Source organism: Photobacterium sp. TY1-4 (genome assembly GCF_025398175.1).
In the GTDB taxonomy this organism is placed as follows: Bacteria; Pseudomonadota; Gammaproteobacteria; order Enterobacterales; family Vibrionaceae; genus Photobacterium.
On sequence record NZ_CP099734.1, the window covers coordinates 177,073 to 201,885 of the forward strand.

The 24,813-nt window shown below is 55.1% G+C and carries 28 protein-coding genes; 13 read left to right on the top strand and 15 right to left on the bottom strand.

Features of this window, described 5'->3' with window-relative positions:
* Window positions 1-60: 60 nt before the first annotated feature.
* From radC to mutM, 5 genes are all read left to right on the top strand, one after another.
* Window positions 61-735 (top strand): RadC family protein, encoded by a 675-nt coding sequence (gene radC / locus NH461_RS00815; RefSeq protein ID WP_261601482.1) that lies wholly within the window; start codon window positions 61-63, stop codon window positions 733-735.
* 174 nt (window positions 736-909) lie between these two features.
* A complete protein-coding gene (gene rpmB, locus NH461_RS00820) occupies window positions 910-1,146 on the top strand; it encodes a 50S ribosomal protein L28 (protein WP_261601483.1) in 237 nt (78 codons plus the stop codon).
* A gap of 13 nt (window positions 1,147-1,159) precedes the next feature.
* Complete coding sequence (rpmG, locus tag NH461_RS00825; protein WP_002535344.1) at window positions 1,160-1,327, top strand: 50S ribosomal protein L33; 168 nt, start codon at window positions 1,160-1,162, stop codon at window positions 1,325-1,327.
* A 172-nt stretch (window positions 1,328-1,499) separates the two neighbouring features.
* Window positions 1,500-1,991, top strand: coding sequence for a hypothetical protein (locus NH461_RS00830; protein ID WP_261601484.1), 492 nt, complete (start codon window positions 1,500-1,502; stop codon window positions 1,989-1,991).
* Between the two features lie 24 nt (window positions 1,992-2,015).
* Window positions 2,016-2,828, top strand: a complete 813-nt coding sequence (mutM, locus tag NH461_RS00835; protein ID WP_261601485.1) for a bifunctional DNA-formamidopyrimidine glycosylase/DNA-(apurinic or apyrimidinic site) lyase — start codon at window positions 2,016-2,018, stop codon at window positions 2,826-2,828.
* Between the two features lie 51 nt (window positions 2,829-2,879).
* Here mutM and coaD read toward each other — a convergent pair whose 3' ends face one another.
* Window positions 2,880-3,374: a pantetheine-phosphate adenylyltransferase gene (gene coaD, locus NH461_RS00840; RefSeq protein WP_261601486.1), complete on the bottom strand. Its 495-nt coding sequence runs from the start codon at window positions 3,372-3,374 to the stop codon at window positions 2,880-2,882.
* Window positions 3,375-3,512: 138 nt separating this feature from the next.
* Between coaD and NH461_RS00845 the strand changes: the two genes are divergently transcribed.
* Window positions 3,513-4,544, top strand: a complete 1,032-nt coding sequence (locus NH461_RS00845) for a glycosyltransferase family 9 protein (protein ID WP_261601487.1) — start codon at window positions 3,513-3,515, stop codon at window positions 4,542-4,544.
* On the opposite strand, the gene NH461_RS00850 is transcribed toward NH461_RS00845, so the two are convergent.
* Window positions 4,504-5,298, bottom strand: coding sequence for a glycosyltransferase family 2 protein (locus NH461_RS00850; RefSeq protein ID WP_261601488.1), 795 nt, complete (start codon window positions 5,296-5,298; stop codon window positions 4,504-4,506). The genes NH461_RS00845 and NH461_RS00850 overlap by 41 nt on opposite strands.
* The gene (locus tag NH461_RS00855; protein ID WP_261601489.1) at window positions 5,295-6,362 is read right to left on the bottom strand and encodes a glycosyltransferase family 9 protein; all 1,068 of its coding nucleotides are present in this window, start codon (window positions 6,360-6,362) and stop codon (window positions 5,295-5,297) included. Before NH461_RS00855 ends, NH461_RS00850 begins: the two co-directional genes overlap by 4 nt.
* A 78-nt stretch (window positions 6,363-6,440) precedes the next feature.
* Between NH461_RS00855 and NH461_RS00860 the strand changes: the two genes are divergently transcribed.
* Window positions 6,441-7,148: a 3-deoxy-D-manno-octulosonic acid kinase gene (locus NH461_RS00860; RefSeq protein WP_261601490.1), complete on the top strand. Its 708-nt coding sequence runs from the start codon at window positions 6,441-6,443 to the stop codon at window positions 7,146-7,148.
* A gap of 24 nt (window positions 7,149-7,172) precedes the next feature.
* Window positions 7,173-7,967, top strand: coding sequence for a glycosyltransferase family 32 protein (locus tag NH461_RS00865; protein ID WP_261601491.1), 795 nt, complete (start codon window positions 7,173-7,175; stop codon window positions 7,965-7,967).
* Window positions 7,968-8,108: 141 nt separating this feature from the next.
* On the opposite strand, the gene waaA is transcribed toward NH461_RS00865, so the two are convergent.
* The 8 genes from waaA to rfaD all read right to left on the bottom strand — a co-directional run bounded on the left by waaA (window position 8,109) and on the right by rfaD (window position 16,396).
* A complete protein-coding gene (gene waaA / locus NH461_RS00870) occupies window positions 8,109-9,395 on the bottom strand; it encodes a lipid IV(A) 3-deoxy-D-manno-octulosonic acid transferase (RefSeq protein ID WP_261601492.1) in 1,287 nt (428 codons plus the stop codon).
* Window positions 9,392-10,432 carry a lipopolysaccharide heptosyltransferase II gene (gene waaF, locus NH461_RS00875; protein ID WP_261601493.1) on the bottom strand — a complete coding sequence of 347 codons (1,041 nt, stop codon included), beginning with the start codon at window positions 10,430-10,432 and terminating at the stop codon, window positions 9,392-9,394. Before waaF ends, waaA begins: the two co-directional genes overlap by 4 nt.
* Window positions 10,433-10,491: 59 nt before the next feature.
* On the bottom strand, window positions 10,492-11,169 hold the full coding sequence (locus tag NH461_RS00880) for an acyltransferase (RefSeq protein WP_261601494.1): 678 nt from the start codon (window positions 11,167-11,169) through the stop codon (window positions 10,492-10,494).
* A 15-nt stretch (window positions 11,170-11,184) separates the two neighbouring features.
* Window positions 11,185-11,739 (bottom strand): acyltransferase, encoded by a 555-nt coding sequence (locus tag NH461_RS00885; RefSeq protein ID WP_261601495.1) that lies wholly within the window; start codon window positions 11,737-11,739, stop codon window positions 11,185-11,187.
* Window positions 11,740-11,955: 216 nt separating this feature from the next.
* The gene (locus tag NH461_RS00890; protein ID WP_261601496.1) at window positions 11,956-12,774 is read right to left on the bottom strand and encodes a glycosyltransferase; all 819 of its coding nucleotides are present in this window, start codon (window positions 12,772-12,774) and stop codon (window positions 11,956-11,958) included.
* Window positions 12,767-13,969 carry an O-antigen ligase family protein gene (locus tag NH461_RS00895; protein ID WP_261601497.1) on the bottom strand — a complete coding sequence of 401 codons (1,203 nt, stop codon included), beginning with the start codon at window positions 13,967-13,969 and terminating at the stop codon, window positions 12,767-12,769. The genes NH461_RS00890 and NH461_RS00895 overlap by 8 nt, the downstream gene beginning before the upstream one ends.
* A 19-nt stretch (window positions 13,970-13,988) precedes the next feature.
* Window positions 13,989-15,110 carry a glycosyltransferase family 4 protein gene (locus NH461_RS00900; protein WP_261601498.1) on the bottom strand — a complete coding sequence of 374 codons (1,122 nt, stop codon included), beginning with the start codon at window positions 15,108-15,110 and terminating at the stop codon, window positions 13,989-13,991.
* A 341-nt stretch (window positions 15,111-15,451) separates the two neighbouring features.
* Complete coding sequence (gene rfaD, locus NH461_RS00905; protein ID WP_261601499.1) at window positions 15,452-16,396, bottom strand: ADP-glyceromanno-heptose 6-epimerase; 945 nt, start codon at window positions 16,394-16,396, stop codon at window positions 15,452-15,454.
* 113 nt (window positions 16,397-16,509) lie between these two features.
* Between rfaD and NH461_RS00910 the strand changes: the two genes are divergently transcribed.
* On the top strand, window positions 16,510-17,154 hold the full coding sequence (locus tag NH461_RS00910; RefSeq protein ID WP_261601500.1) for a TetR/AcrR family transcriptional regulator: 645 nt from the start codon (window positions 16,510-16,512) through the stop codon (window positions 17,152-17,154).
* Between the two features lie 10 nt (window positions 17,155-17,164).
* On the opposite strand, the gene NH461_RS00915 is transcribed toward NH461_RS00910, so the two are convergent.
* The 3 genes from NH461_RS00915 to gpmM are packed head-to-tail and all read right to left on the bottom strand — an operon-like array spanning window position 17,165 to window position 20,610.
* A complete protein-coding gene (locus tag NH461_RS00915; RefSeq protein WP_261601501.1) occupies window positions 17,165-17,881 on the bottom strand; it encodes a divergent polysaccharide deacetylase family protein in 717 nt (238 codons plus the stop codon).
* A gap of 21 nt (window positions 17,882-17,902) precedes the next feature.
* Window positions 17,903-19,060, bottom strand: a complete 1,158-nt coding sequence (locus tag NH461_RS00920; RefSeq protein ID WP_261601502.1) for a peptidoglycan DD-metalloendopeptidase family protein — start codon at window positions 19,058-19,060, stop codon at window positions 17,903-17,905.
* An 8-nt stretch (window positions 19,061-19,068) separates the two neighbouring features.
* Window positions 19,069-20,610 carry a 2,3-bisphosphoglycerate-independent phosphoglycerate mutase gene (gene gpmM / locus NH461_RS00925; protein WP_261601503.1) on the bottom strand — a complete coding sequence of 514 codons (1,542 nt, stop codon included), beginning with the start codon at window positions 20,608-20,610 and terminating at the stop codon, window positions 19,069-19,071.
* A 434-nt stretch (window positions 20,611-21,044) separates the two neighbouring features.
* On the opposite strand from gpmM, the gene NH461_RS00930 reads away from it, so the two are divergent.
* The 4 genes from NH461_RS00930 to cysE all read left to right on the top strand — a co-directional run bounded on the left by NH461_RS00930 (window position 21,045) and on the right by cysE (window position 24,104).
* Window positions 21,045-21,494, top strand: coding sequence for a rhodanese-like domain-containing protein (locus tag NH461_RS00930; RefSeq protein ID WP_261601504.1), 450 nt, complete (start codon window positions 21,045-21,047; stop codon window positions 21,492-21,494).
* Window positions 21,495-21,617: 123 nt separating this feature from the next.
* Window positions 21,618-22,088: a protein-export chaperone SecB gene (gene secB, locus NH461_RS00935; RefSeq protein WP_261601505.1), complete on the top strand. Its 471-nt coding sequence runs from the start codon at window positions 21,618-21,620 to the stop codon at window positions 22,086-22,088.
* 17 nt (window positions 22,089-22,105) lie between these two features.
* On the top strand, window positions 22,106-23,122 hold the full coding sequence (gpsA, locus tag NH461_RS00940) for an NAD(P)H-dependent glycerol-3-phosphate dehydrogenase (RefSeq protein ID WP_261601506.1): 1,017 nt from the start codon (window positions 22,106-22,108) through the stop codon (window positions 23,120-23,122).
* A 160-nt stretch (window positions 23,123-23,282) separates the two neighbouring features.
* Window positions 23,283-24,104, top strand: coding sequence for a serine O-acetyltransferase (gene cysE, locus NH461_RS00945; RefSeq protein WP_261601507.1), 822 nt, complete (start codon window positions 23,283-23,285; stop codon window positions 24,102-24,104).
* Window positions 24,105-24,232: 128 nt separating this feature from the next.
* Here cysE and trmL read toward each other — a convergent pair whose 3' ends face one another.
* Window positions 24,233-24,697 carry a tRNA (uridine(34)/cytosine(34)/5-carboxymethylaminomethyluridine(34)-2'-O)-methyltransferase TrmL gene (trmL, locus tag NH461_RS00950; RefSeq protein WP_261601508.1) on the bottom strand — a complete coding sequence of 155 codons (465 nt, stop codon included), beginning with the start codon at window positions 24,695-24,697 and terminating at the stop codon, window positions 24,233-24,235.
* Window positions 24,698-24,813: the final 116 nt, after the last annotated feature.

Sequence of the window (24,813 nt, forward strand, 5' to 3'; positions counted from 1 at the left end):
GGGGCTTGCCTGAGTTCGCCCGTCGACGTCTGCTGAGGGGCTTGGAGGGGAGGGATTGTGATGTCACTGAAACTGTTACCGGAAGCGAGCCGGCCACGGGAGAAGTTGCTCTCGCACGGCCCGGAGGCGCTGACCGATGCCGAATTGCTGGCCATTTTTCTGCGCACCGGGGTCGCCGGGATGAATGCCCTGGAGCTGGCCACTCAGTTGTTGGCCGATTTCGGCTCGTTGCGGGCGCTGCTGGCCGCCAATCAGGCGGAGTTCTGTCGCCATAAAGGGTTGGGGCCGGCAAAGTACGCCTTGTTGCAGGCGGTTATGGCGATGAGCCACCGCCATTTTGAGGAAACGCTGAAAAAGGAAGATGCGCTGACCAGTCCGGATCATACCCGGCGCTACCTGAGCCAGAAATTGCGCGATCGGCAGCGGGAAGCTTTCTTTGTGCTGTTTCTCGACAATCAAAATCGGGTGCTGAGCGGGGAGGTGCTTTTTGAAGGAACAATCGATGCTGCCAGCGTTTATCCGCGTGAAGTGGTAAAAAGATCGTTAGAACTTAATGCAGCGGCGCTCATTTTAGCGCATAATCACCCCTCGGGCGTGGCAGAGCCGAGTCAGGCAGACCGTCGAATAACAAGGAGGATCAGCGATGCGCTGGCCTTGGTTGATATTCGCATCCTGGATCATTTTGTTGTCGGCGACGGAGAAACTGTCTCTTTTGCTGAACGAGGTTGGCTATAAAATAGCCACAATTTGACCAAAAAGTTGAGAAAGGATCTGCTCGGGACTTGAGCAACTGGTTTTGACTTAGTATAATGCGCGACCTTTGATAGCTGTGGCTGAGTGTGGAACTGAATTTCACATTGAATGGGCCATGGTAGATATCGAGCTGAAACGATTTGGAGAAAGACAGTAATGTCCCGAGTATGCCAAGTAACTGGTAAGCGTCCTGTAACGGGTAACAACCGTTCACACGCACGTAATGCCACCAAGCGTCGTTTTCTGCCGAACCTGCAAACTCATCGTTTCTGGGTAGAAAGCGAAAAACGCTTCGTTAAACTACGCCTTTCTGCGAAAGGTATGCGTATCATTGATAAGAAAGGCATCGATGTCGTTCTGTCTGATATGCGTGCTCGCGGCGAGAACGTTTAAGAGGATTTGAACAATGGCTAAAGGCATTCGTGAGAAGATCCGTCTAGTATCATCTGCTGGTACAGGCCACTTCTACACTACCGACAAAAACAAGCGTAACATGCCAGGCAAATTCGAGATCAAAAAATTTGATCCAGTAGTTCGCCAGCACGTTATGTACAAAGAAGCTAAAATCAAGTAATTGGTTCTGCCTCTTTGATAAAAACCCGGCATTTGCTGGGTTTTTTTATACCTGGCGTTTGAGCAACAAGGGGCGTGGCGGGCATCGGCTGCGGATATTCCCCGGAGTGAGGTGATTATTGCCGGGGCGCTGGGTATGATGCAGACAATGAATATTGATGCGGGGGATCGGTATGGGAGTGAGATTGTCGCGGCGGGGCTGGAATAACGTCATCATTATCGGCGTGATCCTTTTTATCGCCGTGATCCAGTTTCCGGATCTGCTCAGAAACCGTCAGGCGGCGAATGAGGCCGCGGGGACGCCGGCGCTGGCGTTGTTGCTGCCGGAATTAGCCGAGATCAACCGGCTGGTGCTGCCGGCCCACGAACTGCTGCGTGAGGCATCCGGTGCCTGGCGCAGCCAGCCGCCGCTGGCTGATGCCGCGCAGGTGGTGGCCCATTGGCAGGCCCTGGCCGGCACTCGGGTGGAGGATGCCCTGATAGCACAGCTGAAGCCGCAGCTGACGGCCCCGAGAACCGCTGAGATTTGGCTGGCGTCTGCCCAAGAGCCGATCCGGGTCACTTGCTACCAACTGCCGCAGTTCTGGCTGCTCCGCAACTGGCAGGGACAGTGGCTGGCGGTCACGGTCGATGAAGCCTACCTGTTTCCGGCGTCACCGGAATGAATATGAAACCCATGGGAACGCAAGATGCCAGAATTACCTGAAGTTGAAGTGAGCCGGATGGGGATCACCCCTCATGTGGTGGGCCAGACGGTGACCCGGATCATTGTCCGGAATCCGAAGCTGCGCTGGCCGGTGCCGGAGGCGATCTGCCGGATCGAAGGTCAGGTGATCCGCCGGGTCAGCCGCCGGGCCAAATACCTGTTGCTCGAAACCGATATCGGCTACGCCATTGTGCATCTGGGCATGTCGGGCAGCCTGCGGATCCTGCCGAGCGGGATCCCGGCAGAAAAGCATGATCATGTTGATCTGGTGCTCGCCAGCGGTGAGGTGCTGCGCTATAACGATCCCCGTCGTTTCGGGGCCTGGCTGTGGCAACAGCCGCCGGAGGAGATCCATCAGGTGCTGGGTAAACTCGGCCCGGAGCCGCTGGATGCGGCATTTTCGGCGGACTATCTGTACGAGAAGGCCCAGGGCAAGAGGACGGCGATCAAGCAGTTCATCATGGATAACCAGGTGGTGGTCGGGGTCGGGAATATTTATGCCAATGAGTCACTGTTCTGTGCCGGGATCCACCCGAAACGGGGTGCCGGACAGATCTCTCGTGCGCGGATCGTGGCACTGGTCGATCACATTAAAGCGGTGCTGTCGTTTGCGATTGAGCAGGGCGGCACGACCTTGAAAGATTTCAAGAACGCTGATGGCAAGCCGGGCTATTTTGCCCAGGAGCTGCAGGTGTACGGCAAGGCGGGCCAGCCGTGTCCGCGTTGCGACAAGCCGCTCAGTGAGATGAAAATCGGGCAGCGGTCAACGGTGTATTGTAGCGACTGCCAGACATAAGAGTGACGTTGCCGGGGGCTGCCGGAAAAGGGGGCTTCTCCGGCGCGTCGGTCAGCCGTGCAGCTTCTGCTCCAGGGCTTCGGCAATGGATGGAGCGACAAACTGGCTCACATCGCCCTTGTGCAGGGCCACTTCCTTGACGATGGTCGAAGAGATAAAGGAGTTTTCTTCGGCCGGGGTTAGGAAGACTGTTTCCAGTTCGGGCATCAGGCGACGGTTCATGTTGGCCAGCTGGAACTCGTACTCAAAGTCCGAGACTGCGCGCAGTCCCCGGACCAGGACATTGGCCTGGTATTCTTTGGCAAAGTCGACCAGTAATCCGGAAAAGCCGACGATTTCGACGTTATTCAGGTGAGCGGTGACTTCTTTCGCCAGCGTGACCCGCTCTTCTAAATCAAACAGCGGCTTTTTGCTCGGGCTGAAGGCAATGCCGACAATCACATGGTCAAACATCGCGGCAGCACGCTCGATGAGGTCCAGGTGGCCGTTGGTGATAGGGTCAAAGGTGCCGGGATAGATGACACGGGTGTTTTTATTTTGGCTCACAGGGCGATCCTCTTTCTCTGAATCACGATATGCTATCAAAAAAACTGCCGGTTTCTCTAATCTTTACCGCAATCCCTATGGCGGGTGAACGATATCTTGTAAGATCCGGACCGTTGAGACTCGTTGGAACAAGGTGCTATGAAAAAAATTCTCGTTGTACGCAATGACAAGATTGGTGATTTTATGCTGGCCTGGCCCAGTTTTGCGATGCTGAAGCAGTCGTTGCCCGAGAGTCATATCACGGCACTGGTTCCCAACTACACGGCGCCGATTGCCCGGTTGTGTCCGTGGATTGATGAAGTGATTATCGATCCGACTAAAAAAGCCGACAAAGCAGCGCAGGCGGCGTTGCTCGACACGCTCAAGGCCGAGCGGTTCGACGCCGGGATCTGCCTGTTTTCGACCGGCTATAATGCGATGCTGTTGTGGCGGGCCGGGATCCCGTACCGGCTGGCACCGGCCACCAAACTGGCGCAAGTGTTGTTTAACCGCCGCCTCAAGCAGCGCCGCTCGCAGTCTGCGAAACCTGAATTTGAGTACAACCTGGATTTGATCCGGTTTTTCCTCCGGGATCACGGCCTCGCGATTGAGGAGCCCCGGGGACCTTATCTGCATTTCAGCCCGCAGGCCCTGGATGCCCAGCGGGCGAAGCTGGTGGACCAGTTGGGACTGGATCCGGACAAACGCTGGTGCTTCGTGCATGCCGGGAGCGGCGGCTCGGCTAATAACCTGTCACTGGCGCAGTATGCGGCGTTGATCCAAGGGGTTGGCGCGTCTGTTGATTGTCAGTTTGTCCTGACTGCCGGGCCGGGGGAGGAAGCCATGGCGGCCTCACTGTATGAACGGGTGCACCCGCATGTCAGTGCGGTGGTGTATGATCGCAATGACGGCCTGCAGGATTTTACTTGCTCGTTGGCGTGTGCGTCCCTGTTTATGGCGGGCTCGACCGGGCCGTTACATATTGCCGCCGCACTGGATGTCCCGACCCTGGGGTTTTTCCCGAACAAACGTTCGGCCACGCCGCTGCGCTGGAAAACCCTCAACACCGAAGGACGCCATCTGGCGTTTTGTCCGCCTGCGGGCAAGGAGACCGAGACGGACATGAGCCTGATTGAGATCGACGATGTGGTTACTCAAGCGGTGACTTGGGCGGCGCCGTACTGGTCCTGATCCACAAATCGGCATATTTGACGAAGGTTGAGTGGGCGGACAGGATTGACAGCAGCAAGCCTTGTTTGCCATCCAGGAAGCCCGCCTTGATCACATACATCTTGAGAAAACAGCCTAGGGCATGCAGCAGCCCCTGGCTGATACTGCTGCGCTTACCGCGTTTTTCCCGCTGCTCGGCCCAGGCTTTGGCATAACCGGCCGACTTCACCAGGTAGTGGTGCAGATCATTGTAGGTAAAGTGCAGGAGATCCCCGTCCAGCTTGGCCACCTGCATGCTTTCATTCAGTTCCACTTTTTCATGGACCAAATCTTCGTTGTACTGCGTTAGCGCCGTCGGGTAGAGGCGGTTGACCCGATCCGGATACCAGCCGCAGTGGCGGATATAACGGCCAAACACCCAACTGAGCCGGGCAATGCTGTAGACCGTGTTGGCCTGCGGGTTGGCCAGCGTCTGTTCGATGCTGGCGCGGAGTTCCGGCGTGACCCGCTCATCGGCATCCAGCCACAGGACATAATCCGCGGTGACATAGCTTTGTGCCAGGCGGCGCTGGGGGCCAAAGCCCGGCCATTCGGCGTTGACATAAAACTTGTCGGTATACTGGCGTGCGACGGCCTCGGTATGGTCGGTGCTGCCCGAGTCGAGCACGATGATCTCATCGACCCAGCCACTGACGGACGCCAGGCAAGCCTGGAGGTTGTCGGCTTCGTTCTTCACGATCAGGGCTACGGCCAGTGTCGGCTTCTGCGTGCTCATGGTGTCTCCTCGAGAATAGAAAAATCGGTTAGGGCTTTATCCAGCATGGCGCAGACGGCCTCGGGCGGAATACGGCTCATGGCATCTTCGGCTTTGACCCGGCTTCGCCAGCTCAGTTGTTCCGGGGATTTGCCGGTTTCAGCTTCAATCGCTTCCCGGTATGCACTCACCACATAATCCAGATACCGATACGGACCGGTGCGTTGCGGGTTGTGGTGGGCATATAAGCCAATCACCGGGGTGTTGACGGCGACAGCCATGTGGGTCGGACCGGTATCCGGGGCGATCACCAGATCCGCTGCCGACAGCTGGGCCAGCATTTGCTTCAGCGAGCTTTGTCCGACCAGGTTGAGCAACGGCACTTGGCATTGCGAGCATACCTGCTCTGCGAGTTCGACCTCGACCCTAGCCGGGCTGCCAGCCAGAATCACCTGCATCCCCTTGGCGGCGGCGTATTCTGCAACCCTGGCATATCCTGTGGCTGTCCAGTTCTTGAAGGCTTTGCTGGCGGCCGGGACAATCACCAGAGTCGGCTGGCCGGACGTTATATATTGTGACGCCCAGTCCGTCTCGGCCGCGCCGAGCGGCAGTGACCAGCGCGCAGTGGTATCCTCAATCCCTAGTTCCCGGGCAAAGGCCATAAAACCGTCCAGCACATGTGGCGAACGTGGGGAAGGAACCGGATGGTTGATAAACCATTTTTGCATGTCGCTGCTGCGGGTGTGATCAAAGCCCAGCCGGTATTTGGCCCGGACCCCCAGGCTGACAATACTGGCCCGCAGGGCGGTTTGTAGATGCAGCAGGGCATCGAATTTCCGACCGCGGAGCTGGCGCCAGAGTTGGGTATAGCCTTTCCAGCCGAGCTTTTTATCAAACGGGATCACTTCGACGCCGGGCAGGTCGCCCAGCAGCTGGGCTTCGGCTTTGCCCATGATCCAGGTAATTTTTGTCTCCGGCCATTGCCGCTGGATCGCTTGGACCATCGCGCTGGCATTGCAGGCATCACCAATGGCGGAGAGCCGTAAAACACATAAAGATGTGGGAGGAGACAAAAATAAGCTCATACTTCATTGCTCTGGAAAATAGAAGTCTGCATTATGCAGCTGGGATAAAAAATTGTAAAACCACAGATTTAAACACATATGCAAGTTATATCATCAACAAATACCCGGATCTGGTTTGATGAGGCTTTGCTTGACGCTGAGCCGGAACGCAGCTTTGACCCGCAGTATTGGCAGCAGCGGGGAGCGATGAGCGGCCAGGCCCGCGGACGCGGAACGACGTATTTTATCGAGACGCCCGTCTTGCCGATGGCGCTGCGTCATTACTGGCGTGGCGGCTTACTGGGAAAGCTCATTCGGGATCAATATATTTTTACCGGCTGGGACAACACCCGTTGCGCGCAGGAGCTCCAACTATTGCAGCTGCTGGCTGAGGGGGGAGTGCGGGTGCCGCGGCCGGTGGCGGCCCGGGCGGTGCGCTGCGGTGTCGGGTACCGGGCTGATATTCTGACCGAAAAAGTGCCGGGTGCGCAGGATCTGGTGGCAGTGTTGCAGCTGCGTGCTATGGCCCCCGCGGAATGGGCCGAAGTTGGTCAATTGATCCGGCAGATGCATGATCTCGGCGTCTGCCATACAGATTTAAACATTCACAATATACTATTAGATAACCAAGGGCAGTGCTGGTTGATCGATTTTGACAAGTGCTCCCAGCGGAAAGGAGAAGCATGGAAGCAGCAAAACCTTGATAGGTTGTTGCGATCTTTAAGAAAGGAACTTCAGCGTTTTTCCATCCTGTGGGTTGAGGATGACTGGGAAGCGCTCATGGCCGGCTATCGGCATAACGAGTAATTCTAAAAATTGTACGACGAACAAATGAAGAATATAACTATTTTATTGGCCAACCGCGGGATTAAATTATTGGGCAACTGCTTTAAAGTGCTCTCGTATCCGTTCCACTGGTTGTTCCCGAAAAAACGATTTGAGATCCCGATTTATTCGAAAGCGAAGATCAAAGCTGTGAATGATGCGGGGATCCCCAAGGTGATCTGGCAAACCAATTTCTCCAACCAATCCACCCTGCCGGTCTATCTGAACTATTTGTTTAACCGCCTGATGGCTTTGGATCACGACTACTATTATGTCAGCACCGAGGCGCGTCAGGAATTCATCAAGGCAAACGCCTCCGACGAGATCTACCAGAGTTACTGCCAAATCACGGACGGCGCTGCCCAGGCGGATTTATGGCGCCTGTTGACCCTGGACAAGCTGGGGGGGATTTATATGGACATTGACGCCTGCCTGGTGTGGCCGCTGTCCCGGATCACCCGGGGGAAAGATCATGTCTTTATCTCGAATAAGCAGGACCGACAAATCACCAACTTTTTCATTGCGACGAAGCCGAATAATCCGGTGTTGCAGAAAACCATCGCGCAGGTGGTGAAAAATATTCAACACTATGATGCGCAGAAAGGGGTGTATTTTACGACGGGCCCAGCCGTACTTGAGCAAGCGCTGGCAGGCGAGGATGCTTACATCAGAAGCTACCGCTATACCGCGATTCAGGGATGCTTTACCAATGAGCATTTTCAGTACATGGATAAACCGCGAGGCAAGTGGATCCATGCCGATGCGAAAGATTTAATCAATAAAGGGACGCCCAAGCCTTGAGCCCGGCGCATGTCCAGGCCAAGAAAGTCAGCTGCGGCTGACTTTCTTGTTTCTGGCAAAATATACTGATGGCAGGGGCTTGCGAGCAAAGGCTCCTAGCAGCGATAGAGCCCTTAGCGCCATTGTTCAGATTCTGAGTTGTCAGGACTGTTGCGCTGTTAACGTCCGTGAGATAGCCGCCAGGGTCTTCGCAATTGCCCCCTGGTTTTCTTCCAGCACCGCCCGTGCATTGGCGCCCATGGCTTCACACTGCTGCGTGTCACACAATAGGGTGGTGACTTGTTGGGCTAACTGCGCCGCATCTTCACAGACCCGGCAGCCGCCGCGATGGATCAGCTGCTGGGCAATGTCCGTAAAGTTATAGTAGCTGGGCCCCGTCAGGACAGGTTTGGCCAGGGCGGCAGGTTCCAGCATATTGTGGCCGCCGACCTTGTCCCCGATCAGGCTCCCGCCGACGAAAGCGATATCGGCCGCAGCAAACATCATCAGCATTTCCCCCATGGTGTCGCCGAGGTAAATCTCACATGAGGCCGGGAGCGGCTGATCACCGGTATCCGTGCGCCGAACCCAATCGAATCCTGCCTGGCTGCACAGTTGGGAGACGGCGGCAAAGCGTTCGGGATGGCGTGGCACCAGCATCAGCAGCGCGTCCGGGCATTGGGTTTTGATTTGCCGGAAGGCTGTCAGAATTTGTTCATCTTCTCCCTGGTGGGTACTGGCGGCAATCCACACCGGGCGTGAACCCAGTTGCCGACGCAGCGCGGCGCCTTGGCTGCGGATGGTGTCGCTGATGGCGAGGTCAAATTTCAGAGAGCCGGTCACCTGAACCTGTGATGGGCTGACCCCGAGCCGCTGAAAGCGATCGGCATCATCCGGGTGCTGGCAAAGCAGCAGGTCAATGTTTATGCGGGCGAGATCAAACAGCGGCTGGACTTTCCGGTAGCGCTGGCAAGAGCGCTCGGACAGGCGGGCGTTGAGCACGGTAACTGCAATACCGGCCCGCTTGGCTTGGCGTAGGGTATTTGGCCACAGCTCGGTTTCCATGATCAGCAATGCCCGGGGCCGGGTGATGTTCAGAAACCGGCGCACGGCCCAGCCGAAATCCAGCGGCATATAGCGATGTTCGGCAATATCTGCCAGCTTGGCGGCCTGAGCGGCGCCGGTGCTGGTGGTGGTCGTGAGTAGCAGTGCCTGGTTCGGATACTGGCGGTGCAAGGCACGGATCAGCTCGCTGGCGGCGATCACCTCGCCGACAGAAACTGCATGGATCCAGACAGGCCGCTGGCCTGTGAGCGGCGGACAGAAGCCAAAGTGCTCCCGCCAGCGGCGGCCGACCGCGGGCTTGTCCGGATGGTGCCGGTACAGCTTTACCAGAAAGAACGGGCAGGCCAGGTACAGCAGGGCCGAGTAAAGGTATCTCAGCATCATGCTTGCGCTTCTACGTTGAGTTTGTGGATGGCGTCTACAACCCGCGACGGCATCAGCTCTTTCAGACACTTCAGATGGCCGTAAGGACACTCGCGCTTGAAGCACGGGCGGCATTCGATATCGGTGTGGAGGATGGCAACCTGCTCGGCGAGCGGCGGTGTGTAGTCGGGCGAGGTAGAGCCATACAGGGCGACAATTTTGGTGCCGACGGCTGCAGCGATGTGCATCAGGCCTGAATCGTTGCTCAGGACAATCCGGCACTTCGCCAGCAGGTCGATGGCCTCAACCAGCTGCGTTTGGCCGGCCAGGTTCGCACAATGCTGGCGATGTTCCGGCGCCAGCTGCGAAACGATGTCATTAGTTACGGCTTGATCTTTTTGTGAGCCAAACAGCCAGACCTGGAACCCGGCTTTAATCATGGCGTTGGCGACTTCGGCAAAATAGTGTTCAGGCCAGCGTTTGGCCGGGCCGAATTCAGCCCCCGGGCACATCCCCAGCACAGGACGCTCGTCACTGAGGCCTAATCGCGCCATTGAGGCTGCTTGTTGGGCTTGATCCACATTCAGTTTCGGATGCGGAATCGCCGGGAGGCAGCTGCTGTCCGCCATCCGGGCCTTGTCGTAGGCCAGGGCGCAGTAGCACTCGACCATCAATCCGAATTGTTTTTTGTTGCTCCGCAGATCATTGAGCAGCCCGTAGCGTGACTCCCCTTTCCAGCCGGTTCGGGACGGAATCTTGGCAAACAGGGGGATCAGTGCAGACTTGGCGGAATTGGGCAGGACATAGGCATGGGTATATCCGTGTCCACGCAGGGATTTCCCGATCTGGTAGCGGCCTGTTAAGTTGAATTCACCATGGCCAATCGGCATCTCGAGCGCTTGGTTGATTTCCGGCATGCGTTCCAGGAGTGGTTTACACCAGGCGGGCGCGATCACATCAATTGTGGCGTGTGGGTGTTGTTGCTTGAGGCTGGTATAAAGCGTCTGCGACATCACCATATCGCCGACCCAGGATGGGCCAATAATTAGTATTTTCATTTTACGTCGTGCCTGATGGGTCAATCTATCTGTTGTGAAGTTTATAAGGAAAGGCGGCGCTAATGAACGAATTTTTTACCTTCGAGGCTGGAGATTGGCTTCGCCGGATTACCACCGAGGATCAGATCGGACTCAGGAAACGTCCGGGTGACGTTGGCATTGGCGGACACAATACTGTTGTTGCCGATGGTGACGCCTTTGAGGATGGTGCTTTTGGCGCAAATCCATACATCGTTGCCGATTTGGATGGGCTGGTCCGGGTTCAGTCGCTGGTGATGTTGATCCACGATGCTGTGCTGATCGGTATCCATAAACAGGGTTTGCCAGGAGATGAGACTGTTTTTCCCAAACTGTATTTTATGGTTACAGATGATGGTGGCTTCACCGGTGAAGTTGGACCCTTCCCCGATCTCCAGATGGCCGCGGACATCCAGTTTCGTGCCTGTGCCCAGTTTGACTTTGGGATGGAAGGTGATTCGGCCTTGTGGCGAGACGGCCCATAATGCACGTGAACGGGCCGGGTCGGCGATTTGAACTTTGCCGAAACCAATGCGGATTTTTCCGGTTCTGATTTGGCCGACGAGTTCAATTTTGCCAGACAGGCGCTCGATTTTGACGCGATGACTGACAATCATCGGTAATTTGAGGGCCTGGTTCAGCGGCAGGTAGTAAAAGTTGAATAACAGGGTTTTTGGGACGGCGCGTAGGTAAAAATAGAGTTTATTTAGGAATTTCATGCTCTCTCCGGTCAATCAAAAGGTGAGTTTTTCATCCCAAGTGATATTGTCCTTGATGGCTTTGGCCGGACTCCCCACAGCAAGTTTATTGTCGCCGATATCTTTGGTGACCAGTGCATTCATACCGATGACACTGTGATCGCCGATAGAGGTGCCTTTGAGCACCGTGACATTATCCGCGATCCAGACATGTTCGCCGATATAGATATCTTTGGCCGGGTTGATTCGGTGCCCGTTTTGATAAATATCGTGGCCATCACTGGTCATGATTTTAATATTTCTCGAAAACATCGTGTTTTTACCCACCGATAATTTGGTATTGTCCTCCCGACAGGAAAAGTAACACCGCTCACCGATGACGGAACCCTCCTCAAAGATCAGGGTGCAATGATTTCCGTTTATTTCGATAATCGATCCTTTGATATTCACGCCATCTTTAATAATGAGCGTGTTGTTGGAACCTTTGATCGAAATATCACACTGACGTATTCTGGATTTTGGGGAGATGTCGATGTGATTGTGCTCGGATATTCTGACTTTATTTCTCAGTTTGAAGATCAAATGCTGCATGCGCGTGTCTCTCAGACGATGTTCTGCTGATAGTACAGAAAAGTGGCTGGAAAAGGTAGCGTGATGCGGGTGGGGAAGTGCCGGATTCTACAGCCGAAAGTCGCCTTCAGACGTGAGATTTGATTGGGGAATCGCTCCTTGGCCAGGGGATGGTGATGCTGCATACCGGCTGGCAGGTATGCAGCAATCGTCACCGTTCAGGGCAATTGTTGGTGATCAGGCTTTTTCAATCCCATAAGGGGTGATTTTCATCTGCTGTCTTTGGACTTCCAAGAAAATGTCTTGGTTAATCGAGTCTCTGAACCGAATGGTGTGGTACAGGTGAATTTGGTTGGCCAAATAAAAGATATTCTTAATTTTCACCCCATCCAGGCGGAGCCGGTATTCAATATCGCTATCTTCCCCGACGCCTGGCGACTCATAGCGCTCATCGAATCCATTGATCTTGAGCAGGCTCGACTTGAATAGTGAAAAGTTACATCCAACCAAGCCTTTATCTTTCTTGTTCAGGTATTGGCTCAGGGTCGGATTGACGATACGCAGACCCTTTTCAATATTTTTACCGTGGCCACGAACATAGTCGGTAAGAATTGCTTTCCAATACGTTTTAAAAAGCTGATTAGGTGGTGTGTTGTCATCCTCACGAATGGTCTGGCTTACCGATGGTGACAGATCGGCCCGTCTGCCGTTGAGACAGGTGTTTGGCGCGGCATGCGCCAGGTGATCATGAACAAAATTATCCTGTGGAATACAATCGCCGTCGATAAAAATCAGGTAGTCATAGCTTGCTTGCAGCAAGGCCTGATTCAGAATACGATTTTTACGAAAGCCAGAATCTTCATGCCAGGCATGTTGTATCTGGAAAGGGTATTCGGGGATCAGCGCGTTGATTTGCTCGACAATCTCATCCCGCGAACCATCATCTGCAATCACCACCTCAAAGTCATCACGATATTGATTTTTCAGCGCCGATAAAATCATTTTCAAGCTTTTAATATCATTATAAAAAGCTACGATAATACTCGCTTTAAGCATCGTGATGCTCCCGGATGTGAGATAGTGAGATGGATAAGAAATAGAAGAAACAAATCGTCTGATATTCTAATTGATTGGTATAGAACATCCCAATGCTGAAGAATGCCGCGATAACACACAAGCCAGAGTATTTAATATTCGGTGTGGCGCGTAACATTGCCCGAGCGATGAGTGCAATCAAGACAATGAACAGCGATTCATAAATCACCCCGAGTTTTAGCGAGGCATCTAAAATACCGTTGTGGGTATCCGTGTATGAAAATATCTGTGTTTGAGTAATATCTGTATTGTTATTACGGTCGATCGTAAAGCTTTTAAACTCGTGCTCGAAATTCAATGGACCAGAACCAAAGAAAAAGGCCATCGGGTTCTGTTGCAGATTGTTTGCTGCAAATGATGCACCGGTCTGCCACATGGTTAAACGGGCCGAATTCGACTCGTCGTTCGTGTTGACAATACTGGCAACCCGTTCTTGGATAAGCGTTGCTTTGGTCGGGAATATGACGACAAGCAAGGGTAAAATGACCAAGCTGGCGACGGCGACCCGGTATAACACTCTGCGGTTGAGGGCCAGTAAAAACAGGGTACTGATGCCAAAGGTTGTGAGCATCGCGCCGCGTGAACCACTCAAAATCAGGCAGACGTAGCCAATGATCAGCAATGCGATCAGAAAGAAGCGTTTGGTTTGGCGCTCTTTGTGATCCAGGGCGATCGGCAACGTAAATACCAGGAAGTAGGTCAGGATTTCTGACCAGCGACCCACGTCGAGAAAACTGCTGATCCGTTCTTCTTGCCAGTGTTCCAGGCTCAGGGCGTGATAGAGCGCGAGCAGGGCTGCGAGAATAAAACTAATGATCATCGCATAGATGGCAACACGCTTATTTTCCGGTTTTCGGTTCAACAGGAACAGACAGGGAATCGCGAGCAAAAATGCCGCTTTTCGGGCAAAGTAAGCCGTGTCTGGCCCGGTGGTCGGATAGAGAATTGTGGACAGCAGGCCCACGAAATAGAGTCCGATCGCCAGCATGAAAACTTTGCACTGCACGATCTGCTGACGGTATTCCCGATTGTTAAAGCAGGCGCAGATAAAATACAGCAGGAGTAACCCGACGGAAATATTCAGACCGGCTTTTGAGGTAAACAGGGACAGTCCAAAAAAAGCAATGAGGGCTTTCTCGATCACCGTGACATTCATCGATGTCTTCATTGCCTGATTAACGTTCATCATAAATTAATTCTAGTGCCGCAATATGTGTTTCTGTACTGAAGTGTTGTGCCGCTCGCTGCTGGAGCGCCAGAGACAGCGGTTTGAGTGACTCGAGCTCGCTGACTATGGTTGCCAGCGTATCGGTAATAGCGCGGATATCCAGCGGGTCGGTGATGTAGGGGTAATGTTCACCGAGAATTTCCGGGACTGCACCGGTGGAAGCGCCCAGGATCAGTTTCCGGGCGGCCATGGCTTCTATAACCGTCAGGCCAAAGGCTTCCTGGTGCGAGAGAATGGCACAGATGTCCATCGCCGCGAGCATGTTGCCGGTATCCCGGCGAAAGCCGACGAGGTGGATCTGTGATGCCATGCCGGACGAAGTGATCGCCTGTTGCATTTCAGCGACGATGCCATCGTCTGAACCCTGTTCTGCGTTCAACCCGCCGACAATCAGTAAGTGCAATGGCAGGGCCGGATGTTGCTGGGTCAGGCTGAGAAAGGCTTCGAGTAATTCGCGTTGTCCTTTACCTTTGTCGATTCGCCCCACGGTGCCAATCACGATGGCTTGCGGGGGAATCCCGAGGCCCTCACGGATGGTGGCAATCTGTGCCGGATCATCAATGGCAGGGCGGATGTCGGTTCCGAGCCAGAGTCGGTGAATTTTCTCCACCGGAACAGGAAGCGCTTTGATATTCCGCTGTTTGGTGAAATTGCTGATCGACAAGACCTGGTCGACATGCCGATAAACCCAGCGATGATAGAGATCGTTTCTGGAGCTGGAGCTGCCCATGTGTTCGGTAAAGATGACTTTGAAATCCCCGACGGTGTCGAGCAGGGCTGCAACAACAACGTCGCCGGATTTGTGACAGTGGATCACGTTGACGTGATGGGCCGCCAGCCAGCGTTTCAGGGTCATCAGCTGGGGCAGTACGGCGGCTTTGCTGTTGATTTCGAAAACCTCAAAACCTTGCTCACGCATCCCCTCGGCGACGCGGGTGCCCCGAATGCAAAGCCCCAGCACTTTCCAGCCTTTGTCGATCAATTGTTTGCCGGTGCGAATGGGATACATCTCCAGTCCGCCCCATCCCTTCGACAGGCAGATGTGTAATACTGCTCGGTTGTTCGCCATGTACTCAAATCTCTTGTGACCGTCGGCTGCTGTCATTGTTTGTTTTTGGTGATGGATAAAATCGTTATGGGCACGCAGGCTGTGCCGTTTGGGTCACGGTCTGTTTGTGTTTGGGACGATTTTATTGAGTCTATTTTTATTCGCCCAAAGGACACGCAGATCCCACTACCGGGATGTTTTGCACAACAGGCGCAGCATACCACAAAATCACGTGCATTTTTTACTGAACTCGAATCAGCAGTATGGCAGGCAGCGGTGGTCTGCCGGGCTCAGTTGTGAACCCGGCTCGGCAGGGCGGGAGACCCGCTTACCAACGGTGTTTCCTGCTACCTGCGTGCGTCTTACTGATCCAATATCGCCAGATACTCAGCAACGCCTTCGGCGACCGACTTGAATTCGTGCGGGTAGCCGGCGGCGCGGACCTTGGTCAGATCGGCCTGGGTAAACTTCTGGTAGCGGCCTTTCAGATGCTCCGGGAATGGAATTTCTTCGACGTTCCCTTTGCCGTGGTGTTTCACGACGGCTTTGGCGACTTCGGTGAAGGATTCTGCGGTGCCGGTGCCGCAGTTGAAGATCCCGGATACGCCCTGCTCCCAGAACCACAGGTTCATTTTACAGACATCACCGACGTAGACGAAATCACGCTTGAGATTTTCCGAGCCTTCGAACAGTTTCGGCTGCTCGCCCTTGCTGATTTGGGTGTGCAGATGGAACGCGACTGAGGCCATGCTGCCCTTGTGCTGCTCACGTGGTCCGTAGACGTTGAAGTAGCGGAAGCCGGTAATTTGCGACAGGGTTTCGCCGTGGGCTTCGGCATCTTGCCACAGGCGGCGGACATAGTTGTCGAACTGCTGCTTGGAGTAGCCGTAGACGTTCAGTGCGCCTTCATACGGTTTCTCTTCGATAAAATCATGGTCACGGCCGCCGTAAGTGGCCGCTGAAGACGCATACAGGAACGGGATCTGACGCTCCAGGCAGTAGTGCAGCAACTCTTTCGAATACTCGTAGTTGTTCAGCATCATGTACTTGCCGTCCCACTCAGTGGTGGCAGAGCAGGCGCCTTCATGAAAAATTGCGTCGATGGGGCCGAATTCATCACCAGCCATGATCTGGGTGATGAAGTCTTCTTTGTCCATGTAGTCGGCGATATCCAGATCAACCAGATTGGCGAATTTGGTGCCATCTTTGAGGTTGTCGACCACCAGGATGTCGTTACGACCCTGCTCATTGAGCGCTTTGACAATGTTGCTGCCGATCATGCCGGCGCCACCAGTTACAATAATCATGCGTCTTCCCGTATTTGATGCATTGGGACCACGGCCGCATCACTGCCACCGCGATGAATATTCTTTGTGATAACATTACACTATTGCCTTCGGGTGACGATAGTGAGAAGCAAATGAAGACCCGCGACAGAATTATTCAGGCCGCACTGACACTGTTTAACGACAGCGGTGAGCCAAATGTAACCACGAACCATATTGCCGCTCATCTGGGGATCAGCCCCGGCAATCTGTATTATCATTTTCGCAATAAAGAAGAGATTATACACAGTATTTTTGATGAATACGCTCAGGATTTACGGATTCGTTTCCAGCCTCAGGAAGCGGCGGCCGTAACTGCTGATAATCTATTGGGTTACCTGGATGCGGTATTCATGCTGATGTGGCGATACCGGTTTTTCTATGCCAATTTGCCGGATATTTTACGCCGGGATCCAGAGTTGCAGCAGAAATACCTGGCGGCTCAGGAGTCCCTGCACGGCAACATCATGGCGATGATGAAGAGCTTCCGGACCAGCGGGCTGCTGGATCTGGATGATGCGGAGCTGCTCAGTCTGGCCAATACCCTGAAGCTGGTCGCCTCCAGCTGGATTTGTTATCAGACCACCCAGGCCGTCGGCGCTCAAATTACCAAGGCGGTGATTTACCAGGGGGTGCTGCAAATGCTCAGCATTGTTCGTCCGCTGACAACGGCCAAAGGCAAAGCGCAGGTGCTGATGCTGGAATCACACTACTGTGAGCAGGTGACCCGGGACGTATAACGTCCTGGCGCTAGGGATAGAGTTCGGACAAGCGGACCAGCCGGACATTGTGACCGGCCAGGGTCGGGAGCTGTTCGGCCAGCGTGCTCAAGGTTTCGGGGTAGGGGTGGCCAATGGCAATGGCATAGCCGTCCCGCTGCGCCTGCCGAATGGCTTGTTGGAGCTGGTGGCTGACAAATGCCGGAGTTCTGAGGTGGTCGAGAAAGACATGGCGGCGCAGGGCCCCGACGCCCCGGAGGTTGGCTCGCTTGAGGGCGACCGATTTGGCCGTGGTGCGGCTGTCGAGAAAATACAGTCCCTGCTCGCGCAGCACTTCCATCACCCAGTCCATGGCCCGGACATCCTGGGTTAAGGCACTGCCCATATGGTTATTGACCGCCATGGCATACGGTACCCGGCTCAGGGCATGGCGCAGCGTGCGTTGTAAGTGCTGTCGTGACATCGCCAGGGTCAGGGTGGTGTGCTCGAGTGGTGCGTCGTGGTCGGGCTCCATCGGCATGTGCAGTAGAATATCCCGCTGCTGCCCCCGGGCCAGGTAGGCCGTGTTCAGATCGTATGGGGTATCGGGCAAAATAGAGATGCTGACTTCGGCCGGCAGGCGGGCCAGTTCAGCCGGCATCGCCTGGTAGCCGAGATCATCGATGACAATGGCCAGCCGCGCGGCCGCCAGCGGCCCCGGTAGCCAAAGCCCGCAGAGCAGAGAAATCCATATTGCAATCCGTTGCATTTTGTTCTGCTCCCGTGCCGTCTACCTCGTCAGCCAGCCTTGCGGATCGAGGGCGGTGCCTTTGCGCCGGATCTCAAAATAGAGCGCCGCGCTTTCCTGGCCCCCGCTGTCTCCCACCAGCGCAATGGCTTCGTTCGGCTGTACCGTATCCCCGACTTTTTTCAGCAAGGTTTGGTTGTAGCCGTAAAAGCTCATATACCCTTTACCGTGATCCACGGCGACCATCAGGCCGTAGCCGCGCAGCCAGTCGGCAAAGACAACTTTGCCGCCAGAGATGGCATTGACCTGGCTGCCTTTGGGTTTGTCGATCACCAGCCCTTTCCAACGCAGCTCCCCTTGCTGCGGACTGCCGAAGCGATGGCGGATTGTCCCTTTCACCGGCCAGGGGAGTTTCCCCTGTTGTCCGGCCAAGCCGTTCATCGCCACCCGGCGTGCGGCCTCGGCGGCCGCCTTGGCTTTGGCGATCTCGTCGACCAGGCGTTTTTCATTCTGCTTGAGTTCGGACAGGTACTGAGTATCTGACTTGAGCTGGCCTTTGATGGTGCGGACGGTTTTTTGCCGCTGTTGTTGCTCCCGCTCCAGCTGGCGTTTTTCGTCGGTCAGTTGGGCCAGTAAACCCTGCTGTTGCTGGCGTTGCTGGGACAGCTGATGGGTTTTGAGCTGTAGCTCGGTTTTAGTCGCCGCCAGCTCATCCAGTACCCGGGCCCGGGCCTGGCTCAGCCGCTCGGCATACACCGTCATGCGATCCAGGCGGTCCTGATCGATGCCGCTGAGTAAGGTCGCCAGTTGACTGTGTTTTCCTTGCCGATAGTGGGCATTGATCAGCTCTTTGAGCATCTCTTGCTGGCCCAGCTGTTGCTGTAACAGCGCCTGTTGCTCTTGTTGCAGCGTCTGGATCGAGCGCTTCAGGGCGTTGACCTTGGTCTCGGCCTGATGAATTTTCCGGGCGGTCGCGGCAATGGCCAGTTCCTGTTTTTTGAGCGATTGCTGCAGCGTATTGATTTCTTTCTGCTTGCTTCCCAGTTGGCTCTGCTGACGGGAGATTTCCTGTTTTACGCCGTCGAGTTGTTGCTGGCTGGCCGCAAGGGCCGGCGGGGTAAACGCCAGGCATAGCAAAGCGCCAGTGCTAAAAGCACTGGCGCGGAGCAGTTGGTTGAGGCGTGTGATCTGATCCCGCATAGGAGGGATTATTTCAGATCAAACAGCACCTGACCAGACATCTCTGACGGGATTTCCATATCGGACAGCGCCAGCATGGTCGGCGCCAGATCAGACAGCTTGCCGCCGTCTTTCAGGCTCAGGGCTTTGCTGCCGACATAGATCAGCGGCACCGGCAGGTTGGTGTGCGCGGTGTGAATACCGCCGGTTTCCGGGTTCACCATCATTTCGGCATTGCCGTGGTCCGCGGTGATCAGCAGTTGGCCGTCCACTTCGCGGATCGCTTCAACAATGCGGCCGATGCAGCCGTCAACGGCTTCACAGGCTTTCACCGCTGCATCGTATACACCGGTGTGGCCGACCATGTCGCCGTTCGGGTAGTTACAAATGATGGTGTCGAACTCGCCGCCCTTGATCGCGGCGACCAGTTTGTCGGTCAGCTCCGGCGCGCTCATTTCCGGCTGCAGATCGTAAGTCGCCACTTTCGGTGAGGCAACCAGCTGGCGTGACTCGCCGTCAAACTCGTTTTCGACCCCGCCGTTGAAGAAGAAAGTCACGTGGGCATATTTTTCGGTTTCAGAAATCCGCAGCTGCTTTTTGCCTTGTTTCGACAACCACTCACCCAGGGTGTTTTCCAGGCCCTCCGGCGGGAAGGCGATCGACAGGTTAATGTCAGCCGCGTATTGGGTCAGCATCACGAAATCAGCCAGTTGCGGGAACTGGGTACGCTCGAAGCCGGCAAAATCGGCTTCAAAGGCGCGGGTGATCTGGCGGGCACGGTCGGCACGGTAGTTCATGAAGATCACGGCATCGCCATCAACCATGGCGGCATCTTCCTGGCCCGCTGCACGGAGCACAGTGGCTTTGACGAACTCGTCGTTTTCGTCACGGGCATAGGCAGCTTCCAGGCCGGCCACAGCGCTATCGGCGGTGAAGTCTGCCTTGGCTGCGGTCAGCAGGTCGTAGGCTTGCGCAACGCGATCCCAGTTGTTGTCCCGGTCCATGGCGTAGTAGCGGCCAACCAGCGATGCCGTGCGGCCTTTGCCGAGCTTGGCAAACAGGGCGTCGAACCGCTCCAGTGATGCCTGGGCGCTGCGTGGCGGCGTATCACGGCCGTCCAGGAAGCAATGCAGGTAGATTTTCTCGGCACCACGCTGGGCGGCCATTTCAACCGCTGCGGCGATATGATCTTCGTGGCTATGAACGCCACCCGGGGACATCAGGCCCATGATGTGGACCGCTTTGCCTGCGTTGATCGCTTTATCCATCGCGCCAACCAAGGCGTCATTGTGGAAGAAGTCGCCATCGGCAATGGATTTGGTGATTCGGGTCAGATCCTGGTAAACCACGCGACCGGCACCAATATTGGTGTGGCCGACTTCAGAGTTCCCCATCTGGCCGTCAGGCAGGCCGACATCCATCCCCGATGCAGAGATCAGCGTGTTCGGCTCGTTGGCGATCAGTCCGTCCAGAACCGGGGTGCTGGCATTGGCAATGGCGTTGCTGGTGTTGTCTTCGCGGTAGCCCCAACCATCCAGGATCACTAAAGCCAGTGGCTTCTTAGCAGACATATCTTGTCCTCTCGTAAAGTTAGAAATCTGAGTATTCAATTAGACCAATTACCTTAACCGTCTGGACCGAGCGGGCAGTGGGCTAAGGTGATTGATCCGGTCGATATGTAATTTTACTACAGATAATGGCCGAAAATGTAGGTCGGGATCAAACAATACTGTAAATAGATTGTTATCTTCTTACGTAAAAATATATTCATTTCTGTCTTGAAGTGTAAGCCCTAAATGAGAGTTTTTTTCAATTTCATTGAAAGGTCTCGCCGAACAAGGGACGATGAGCGGGTATACTGCGAAGGGGATCCAGTGAGCCATCGCGCGGAATTGCTGTTGCTTGCTGTACAATAAGGTTGCCACGGGTATACTCAGGGTCCTTTTAAGCTGGAGTCTGGCCCTGGCCTCAGGTGTCTGATATTGAGAGAAATAGAGCGAAAATCATGCAGCAATATATCGATTTTGTTACAAGTAATCCCATTTTATCTCTGATTTGGGTTGGTTTGGTGGTGGCGATCATCGCGTCGTTCGTCAAACAGAAGACAGCCGGCTACTCGGTCGTGACCCCGAACCAGGCGACAGCGCTGGCCAATCGTGAGAACGGTGTCTTTATCGATATCCGCAGCCGCGATGAATATCGTCAGGGCCATATTTCGGGCGCACTTCACATTTTGCCGAGCCAGATCAAAGAGCAGAACTTTGCTGAGCTTGAAAAGCACAAATCCGACCCAATCATTGTGGTATGCAAAACAGGCCAGACCGCACACGAAAGCGCTAACCTGTTACATAAGGCCGGGTTTGAAAAGGTCAGTCTGCTGAAAGACGGCCTGATCTCCTGGAATGAAGCCAACCTGCCGCTGATCCGCAGCAAATCAGGTAAAGGCAAGCGATAAGTATTCGGGCGGGGTGGTGCGTCCATCCCGTTTGACCCTTTGTGCAGTCCGTGACGATTCATCGGTGCGGCTGCGAATTTGAAAATCTCATGTAGTTGAGAGTGAGAGAAAAAGGACACGAAAATGGCTGAAGCAGCAAACAACGAAGCACAACAGAACTTCCAAATCCAGCGTATCTTCCTGAAAGACGTCTCTTTTGAAGCGCCAAATTCACCAGAAATGTTCCAGAAAGAGTGGAATCCTGATGTGAAACTGGATCTGGATACCCAAAGCCGCGAGCTGGCTGAAGGTGTGTTCGAAGTCGTTCTGCGCCTGACGGTCACCGTGAAAAATGCCGAAGACACAGCGTTCCTGTGTGAAGTTCAGCAAGGTGGTATTTTCTCTGTCGCTGGCATGGAAGCGCCGCAACTGGCCCACTGCCTGGGTGCCTTCTGCCCGAATATCCTGTTCCCGTATGCGCGTGAAACGATTTCCAGCCTGGTTGTGAAGGGCACGTTCCCACAACTGAACCTGGCGCCGGTGAACTTCGACGCGCTGTTCATGAACTACCTGCAAAACCAGGCGCAGGAAAACGCTGAGAACAGCGAAGCTTAATTCGCTGCGTGGCCGATATGAATCAGAATGCCAATCAAGCCATCACCATGACCGTCCTGGGCGCAGGATCATACGGGACCTCATTGGCGATTTCGCTGGCCCGTAACGGGGCCAATGTCATCTTGTGGGGCCACGAGCCGGCGCATATGGCGCAGCTTGAGATGGACCGCGCCAATGAAGCTTTTCTGCCGGGAGTGGCGTTTCCCGACTCGCTGATTATCTCAGCGGATCTGGAAGCGGCGGTCCAGGCCAGCCAGGATCTGTTGGTGGTTGTGCCGAGCCATGTGTTTGGTGACGTGCTGGCAAACGTGAAGCCTTTCCTGCGGGAAGATTCGCGGATTTGCTGGGCCACCAAAGGGCTTGAGCCGGAAACTGGCCGTCTGCTCAAAGATGTGGCGACGGAAGTGCTGGGTGAGGACATTCCGCTGGCGGTGCTGTCCGGACCGACGTTTGCCAAAGAGCTGGCCGCTGGTTTGCCGACCGCGATTGCGGTGTCGTCGCCGGACGAGGCCTTTGTGCGTGATCTGCAGGAGAAAATTCACTGCAGCAAAACGTTCCGGGTCTATAGCAATACCGATTTTATCGGGATGCAACTGGGCGGCGCAGTGAAAAACGTGATTGCGATTGGTGCCGGGATGTCGGACGGTATTGGCTTTGGTGCCAACGCCCGGACGGCCCTGATCACTCGCGGTCTGGCGGAAATGTGCCGTCTGGGAGCCGCCTTGGGTGCGCAGCCGGAAACCTTTATGGGGATGGCCGGTCTGGGCGATCTGGTGCTGACTTGTACCGATAACCAGTCGCGCAACCGGCGCTTTGGCCTGGCGTTGGGCCAGGGCAAAGATGTCGACGCCGCCCAAGTGGAGATCGGCCAGGTGGTCGAAGGGTATCGTAACACCAAGGAAGTCTGGGTTCTGGCCCAGCGTTATGGGGTGGAGATGCCGATCACCGAGCAGATATATCAGGTGTTGTACCAGGGCAAAGATGCCCGGGATGCAGCCAAAGCCTTGCTGGCGCGTGAGAAGAAAGACGAGTAATTGTCACTTGCACTGGCTGGTGCGTATCAAGCTGATGTCTATCAAACAACGCGAGCCGCAAGGCTCGCGTTGTTTTTTTTGCTGAGCGCGTTAAAGTTATAGCCAGTTGAGCAGTAAATCAGCTGGGTATTTGGGAACTGATGACGATACAGAGGATGATGTGAGGGAATGTCAACAATATGAGGTCTGGCAGGCGATCAAGCGGGAAGCGCGAAAGCAGTCGGATCAGGAGCCGATGCTGGCCAGCTTTTATCATGCCACCATTATCAAGCATGATAACTTAGCGGCGGCGTTGAGTTACATCCTGGCCAATAAACTGGCTACCCCTTCGATGCCGGCCATGGCGGTGCGGGAAGTGATTGAGGAAGCTTTTGCAGCAGACTGTATGATCACCGAGTCGGCAGCGTGCGATATCCGGGCGGTCGTCGAGCGCGACCCGGCGGTGGAGATGTACTCGATCCCTCTGTTGTACCTCAAAGGTTACCATGCCCTGCAGGGCTACCGGGTCGCCAACTGGCTGTGGAAACAGAAACGGGTCGCGCTGGCGGTGTATTTGCAAAATCAGATTTCGGTCACCTGCCAGGTCGATGTACACCCGGCCGCGCGGATTGGCCAGGGGATCATGTTTGACCATGCCACCGGGATTGTGATCGGGGAAACGGCGGTGATCGAGAATGATGTGTCGATCCTGCAGGATGTCACGCTCGGGGGGACCGGGAAAGAGAGCGGCGATCGTCATCCGAAGATCCGTGAAGGGGTGATGATTGGTGCCGGGGCCAAGATCCTCGGCAATATCGAGGTGGGCGAAGGGGCCAAGATCGGCTCGTGCTCTGTGGTGCTGAACCCGGTACCGCCGCATACCACAGTGGCCGGGGTGCCGGCGAAAATTGTCGGGCGCCCGAGCAGTGAGAAACCCTCAATGGATATGGACCAGCAGTTTAACGGCTCGGCCCAGACGTTTATCGCCGGAGACGGGATTTAACGCCGCGCGAAGGATATCCGTGCATGACGGACACGGTGCATCACTCTGGGGAATCATGCCAGAAGCAAGAATTAAAAAAGCGAGAGCCGGGCTCTCGCTTTTTTGATCGGGAATTGTCGCGGCAGGTGTCAGCAGGCGCCGTCAAATCCCAGTTGGCGCCAGGCTTCATAGCCGATAATGGCAGCGGCATTGGACAGGTTGAGGCTGCGGCTGTCCGGGTGCATCGGGATCCGCAATCGCTGGGCCGGGGGCAAGCTGTCGATGATCTCGGTGGGCAGGCCGCGGGTCTCGGGGCCGAACAGCAGAATATCCCCTTCCCGGAATTCAGCCTGGGTGTGGAACTGGGTCGCCTTGGTGGTGCAGGCAAACAACCGCCGCTCGCCGACGGCGGCCAGAAAGGCCTCGAAATTGGCATGGCGGGTGACGTGGGCCAGGTCGTGGTAGTCCAGTCCTGCGCGGCGCAGTTTTTTCTCTTCCAGATCGAAACCCAGCGGCTCAATCAGGTGGAGGTTGGCGCCGCAGTTGGCACACAGGCGGATAATATTGCCGGTATTGGGGGCAATTTCCGGCTCATACAACGCAATATCAAACATAGATCGGTCAGGCGAAAAGTTAGGTGGCGTCATTGTGGCAAGTCCGGCGCCGGGGCGCAAATGCTATTGTGTTGTTGCCGGAGCTCGCTCTGGCAGGAACCCGGAGGCCCGGCCCG

Bases quoted from the DNA above. Each gene is read 5' to 3' on its own strand.
- gpsA (WP_261601506.1), top strand. From the start codon at position 22,106: ATGAATCAGAATGCCAATCAAGCCATCACCATGACCGTCCTGGGCGCA.
- NH461_RS00900 (WP_261601498.1), bottom strand. From the start codon at position 15,110: ATGGCGAACAACCGAGCAGTATTACACATCTGCCTGTCGAAGGGATGG.
- NH461_RS00860 (WP_261601490.1), top strand. From the start codon at position 6,441: ATGCAAGTTATATCATCAACAAATACCCGGATCTGGTTTGATGAGGCT.
- NH461_RS00880 (WP_261601494.1), bottom strand. From the start codon at position 11,169: ATGAAATTCCTAAATAAACTCTATTTTTACCTACGCGCCGTCCCAAAA.
- trmL (WP_261601508.1), bottom strand. From the start codon at position 24,697: ATGTTTGATATTGCGTTGTATGAGCCGGAAATTGCCCCCAATACCGGC.
- mutM (WP_261601485.1), top strand. From the start codon at position 2,016: ATGCCAGAATTACCTGAAGTTGAAGTGAGCCGGATGGGGATCACCCCT.
- NH461_RS00850 (WP_261601488.1), bottom strand. From the start codon at position 5,298: ATGAGCACGCAGAAGCCGACACTGGCCGTAGCCCTGATCGTGAAGAAC.
- NH461_RS00895 (WP_261601497.1), bottom strand. From the start codon at position 13,969: ATGAATGTCACGGTGATCGAGAAAGCCCTCATTGCTTTTTTTGGACTG.
- waaA (WP_261601492.1), bottom strand. From the start codon at position 9,395: ATGATGCTGAGATACCTTTACTCGGCCCTGCTGTACCTGGCCTGCCCG.
- NH461_RS00920 (WP_261601502.1), bottom strand. From the start codon at position 19,060: ATGCGGGATCAGATCACACGCCTCAACCAACTGCTCCGCGCCAGTGCT.
- NH461_RS00855 (WP_261601489.1), bottom strand. From the start codon at position 6,362: ATGAGCTTATTTTTGTCTCCTCCCACATCTTTATGTGTTTTACGGCTC.
- NH461_RS00930 (WP_261601504.1), top strand. From the start codon at position 21,045: ATGCAGCAATATATCGATTTTGTTACAAGTAATCCCATTTTATCTCTG.
- rpmG (WP_002535344.1), top strand. From the start codon at position 1,160: ATGGCTAAAGGCATTCGTGAGAAGATCCGTCTAGTATCATCTGCTGGT.
- secB (WP_261601505.1), top strand. From the start codon at position 21,618: ATGGCTGAAGCAGCAAACAACGAAGCACAACAGAACTTCCAAATCCAG.
- rpmB (WP_261601483.1), top strand. From the start codon at position 910: ATGTCCCGAGTATGCCAAGTAACTGGTAAGCGTCCTGTAACGGGTAAC.
- NH461_RS00910 (WP_261601500.1), top strand. From the start codon at position 16,510: ATGAAGACCCGCGACAGAATTATTCAGGCCGCACTGACACTGTTTAAC.
- NH461_RS00845 (WP_261601487.1), top strand. From the start codon at position 3,513: ATGAAAAAAATTCTCGTTGTACGCAATGACAAGATTGGTGATTTTATG.
- waaF (WP_261601493.1), bottom strand. From the start codon at position 10,432: ATGAAAATACTAATTATTGGCCCATCCTGGGTCGGCGATATGGTGATG.
- NH461_RS00890 (WP_261601496.1), bottom strand. From the start codon at position 12,774: ATGCTTAAAGCGAGTATTATCGTAGCTTTTTATAATGATATTAAAAGC.
- rfaD (WP_261601499.1), bottom strand. From the start codon at position 16,396: ATGATTATTGTAACTGGTGGCGCCGGCATGATCGGCAGCAACATTGTC.
- gpmM (WP_261601503.1), bottom strand. From the start codon at position 20,610: ATGTCTGCTAAGAAGCCACTGGCTTTAGTGATCCTGGATGGTTGGGGC.
- NH461_RS00865 (WP_261601491.1), top strand. From the start codon at position 7,173: ATGAAGAATATAACTATTTTATTGGCCAACCGCGGGATTAAATTATTG.
- NH461_RS00830 (WP_261601484.1), top strand. From the start codon at position 1,500: ATGGGAGTGAGATTGTCGCGGCGGGGCTGGAATAACGTCATCATTATC.
- NH461_RS00915 (WP_261601501.1), bottom strand. From the start codon at position 17,881: ATGCAACGGATTGCAATATGGATTTCTCTGCTCTGCGGGCTTTGGCTA.
- NH461_RS00885 (WP_261601495.1), bottom strand. From the start codon at position 11,739: ATGCAGCATTTGATCTTCAAACTGAGAAATAAAGTCAGAATATCCGAG.
- radC (WP_261601482.1), top strand. From the start codon at position 61: ATGTCACTGAAACTGTTACCGGAAGCGAGCCGGCCACGGGAGAAGTTG.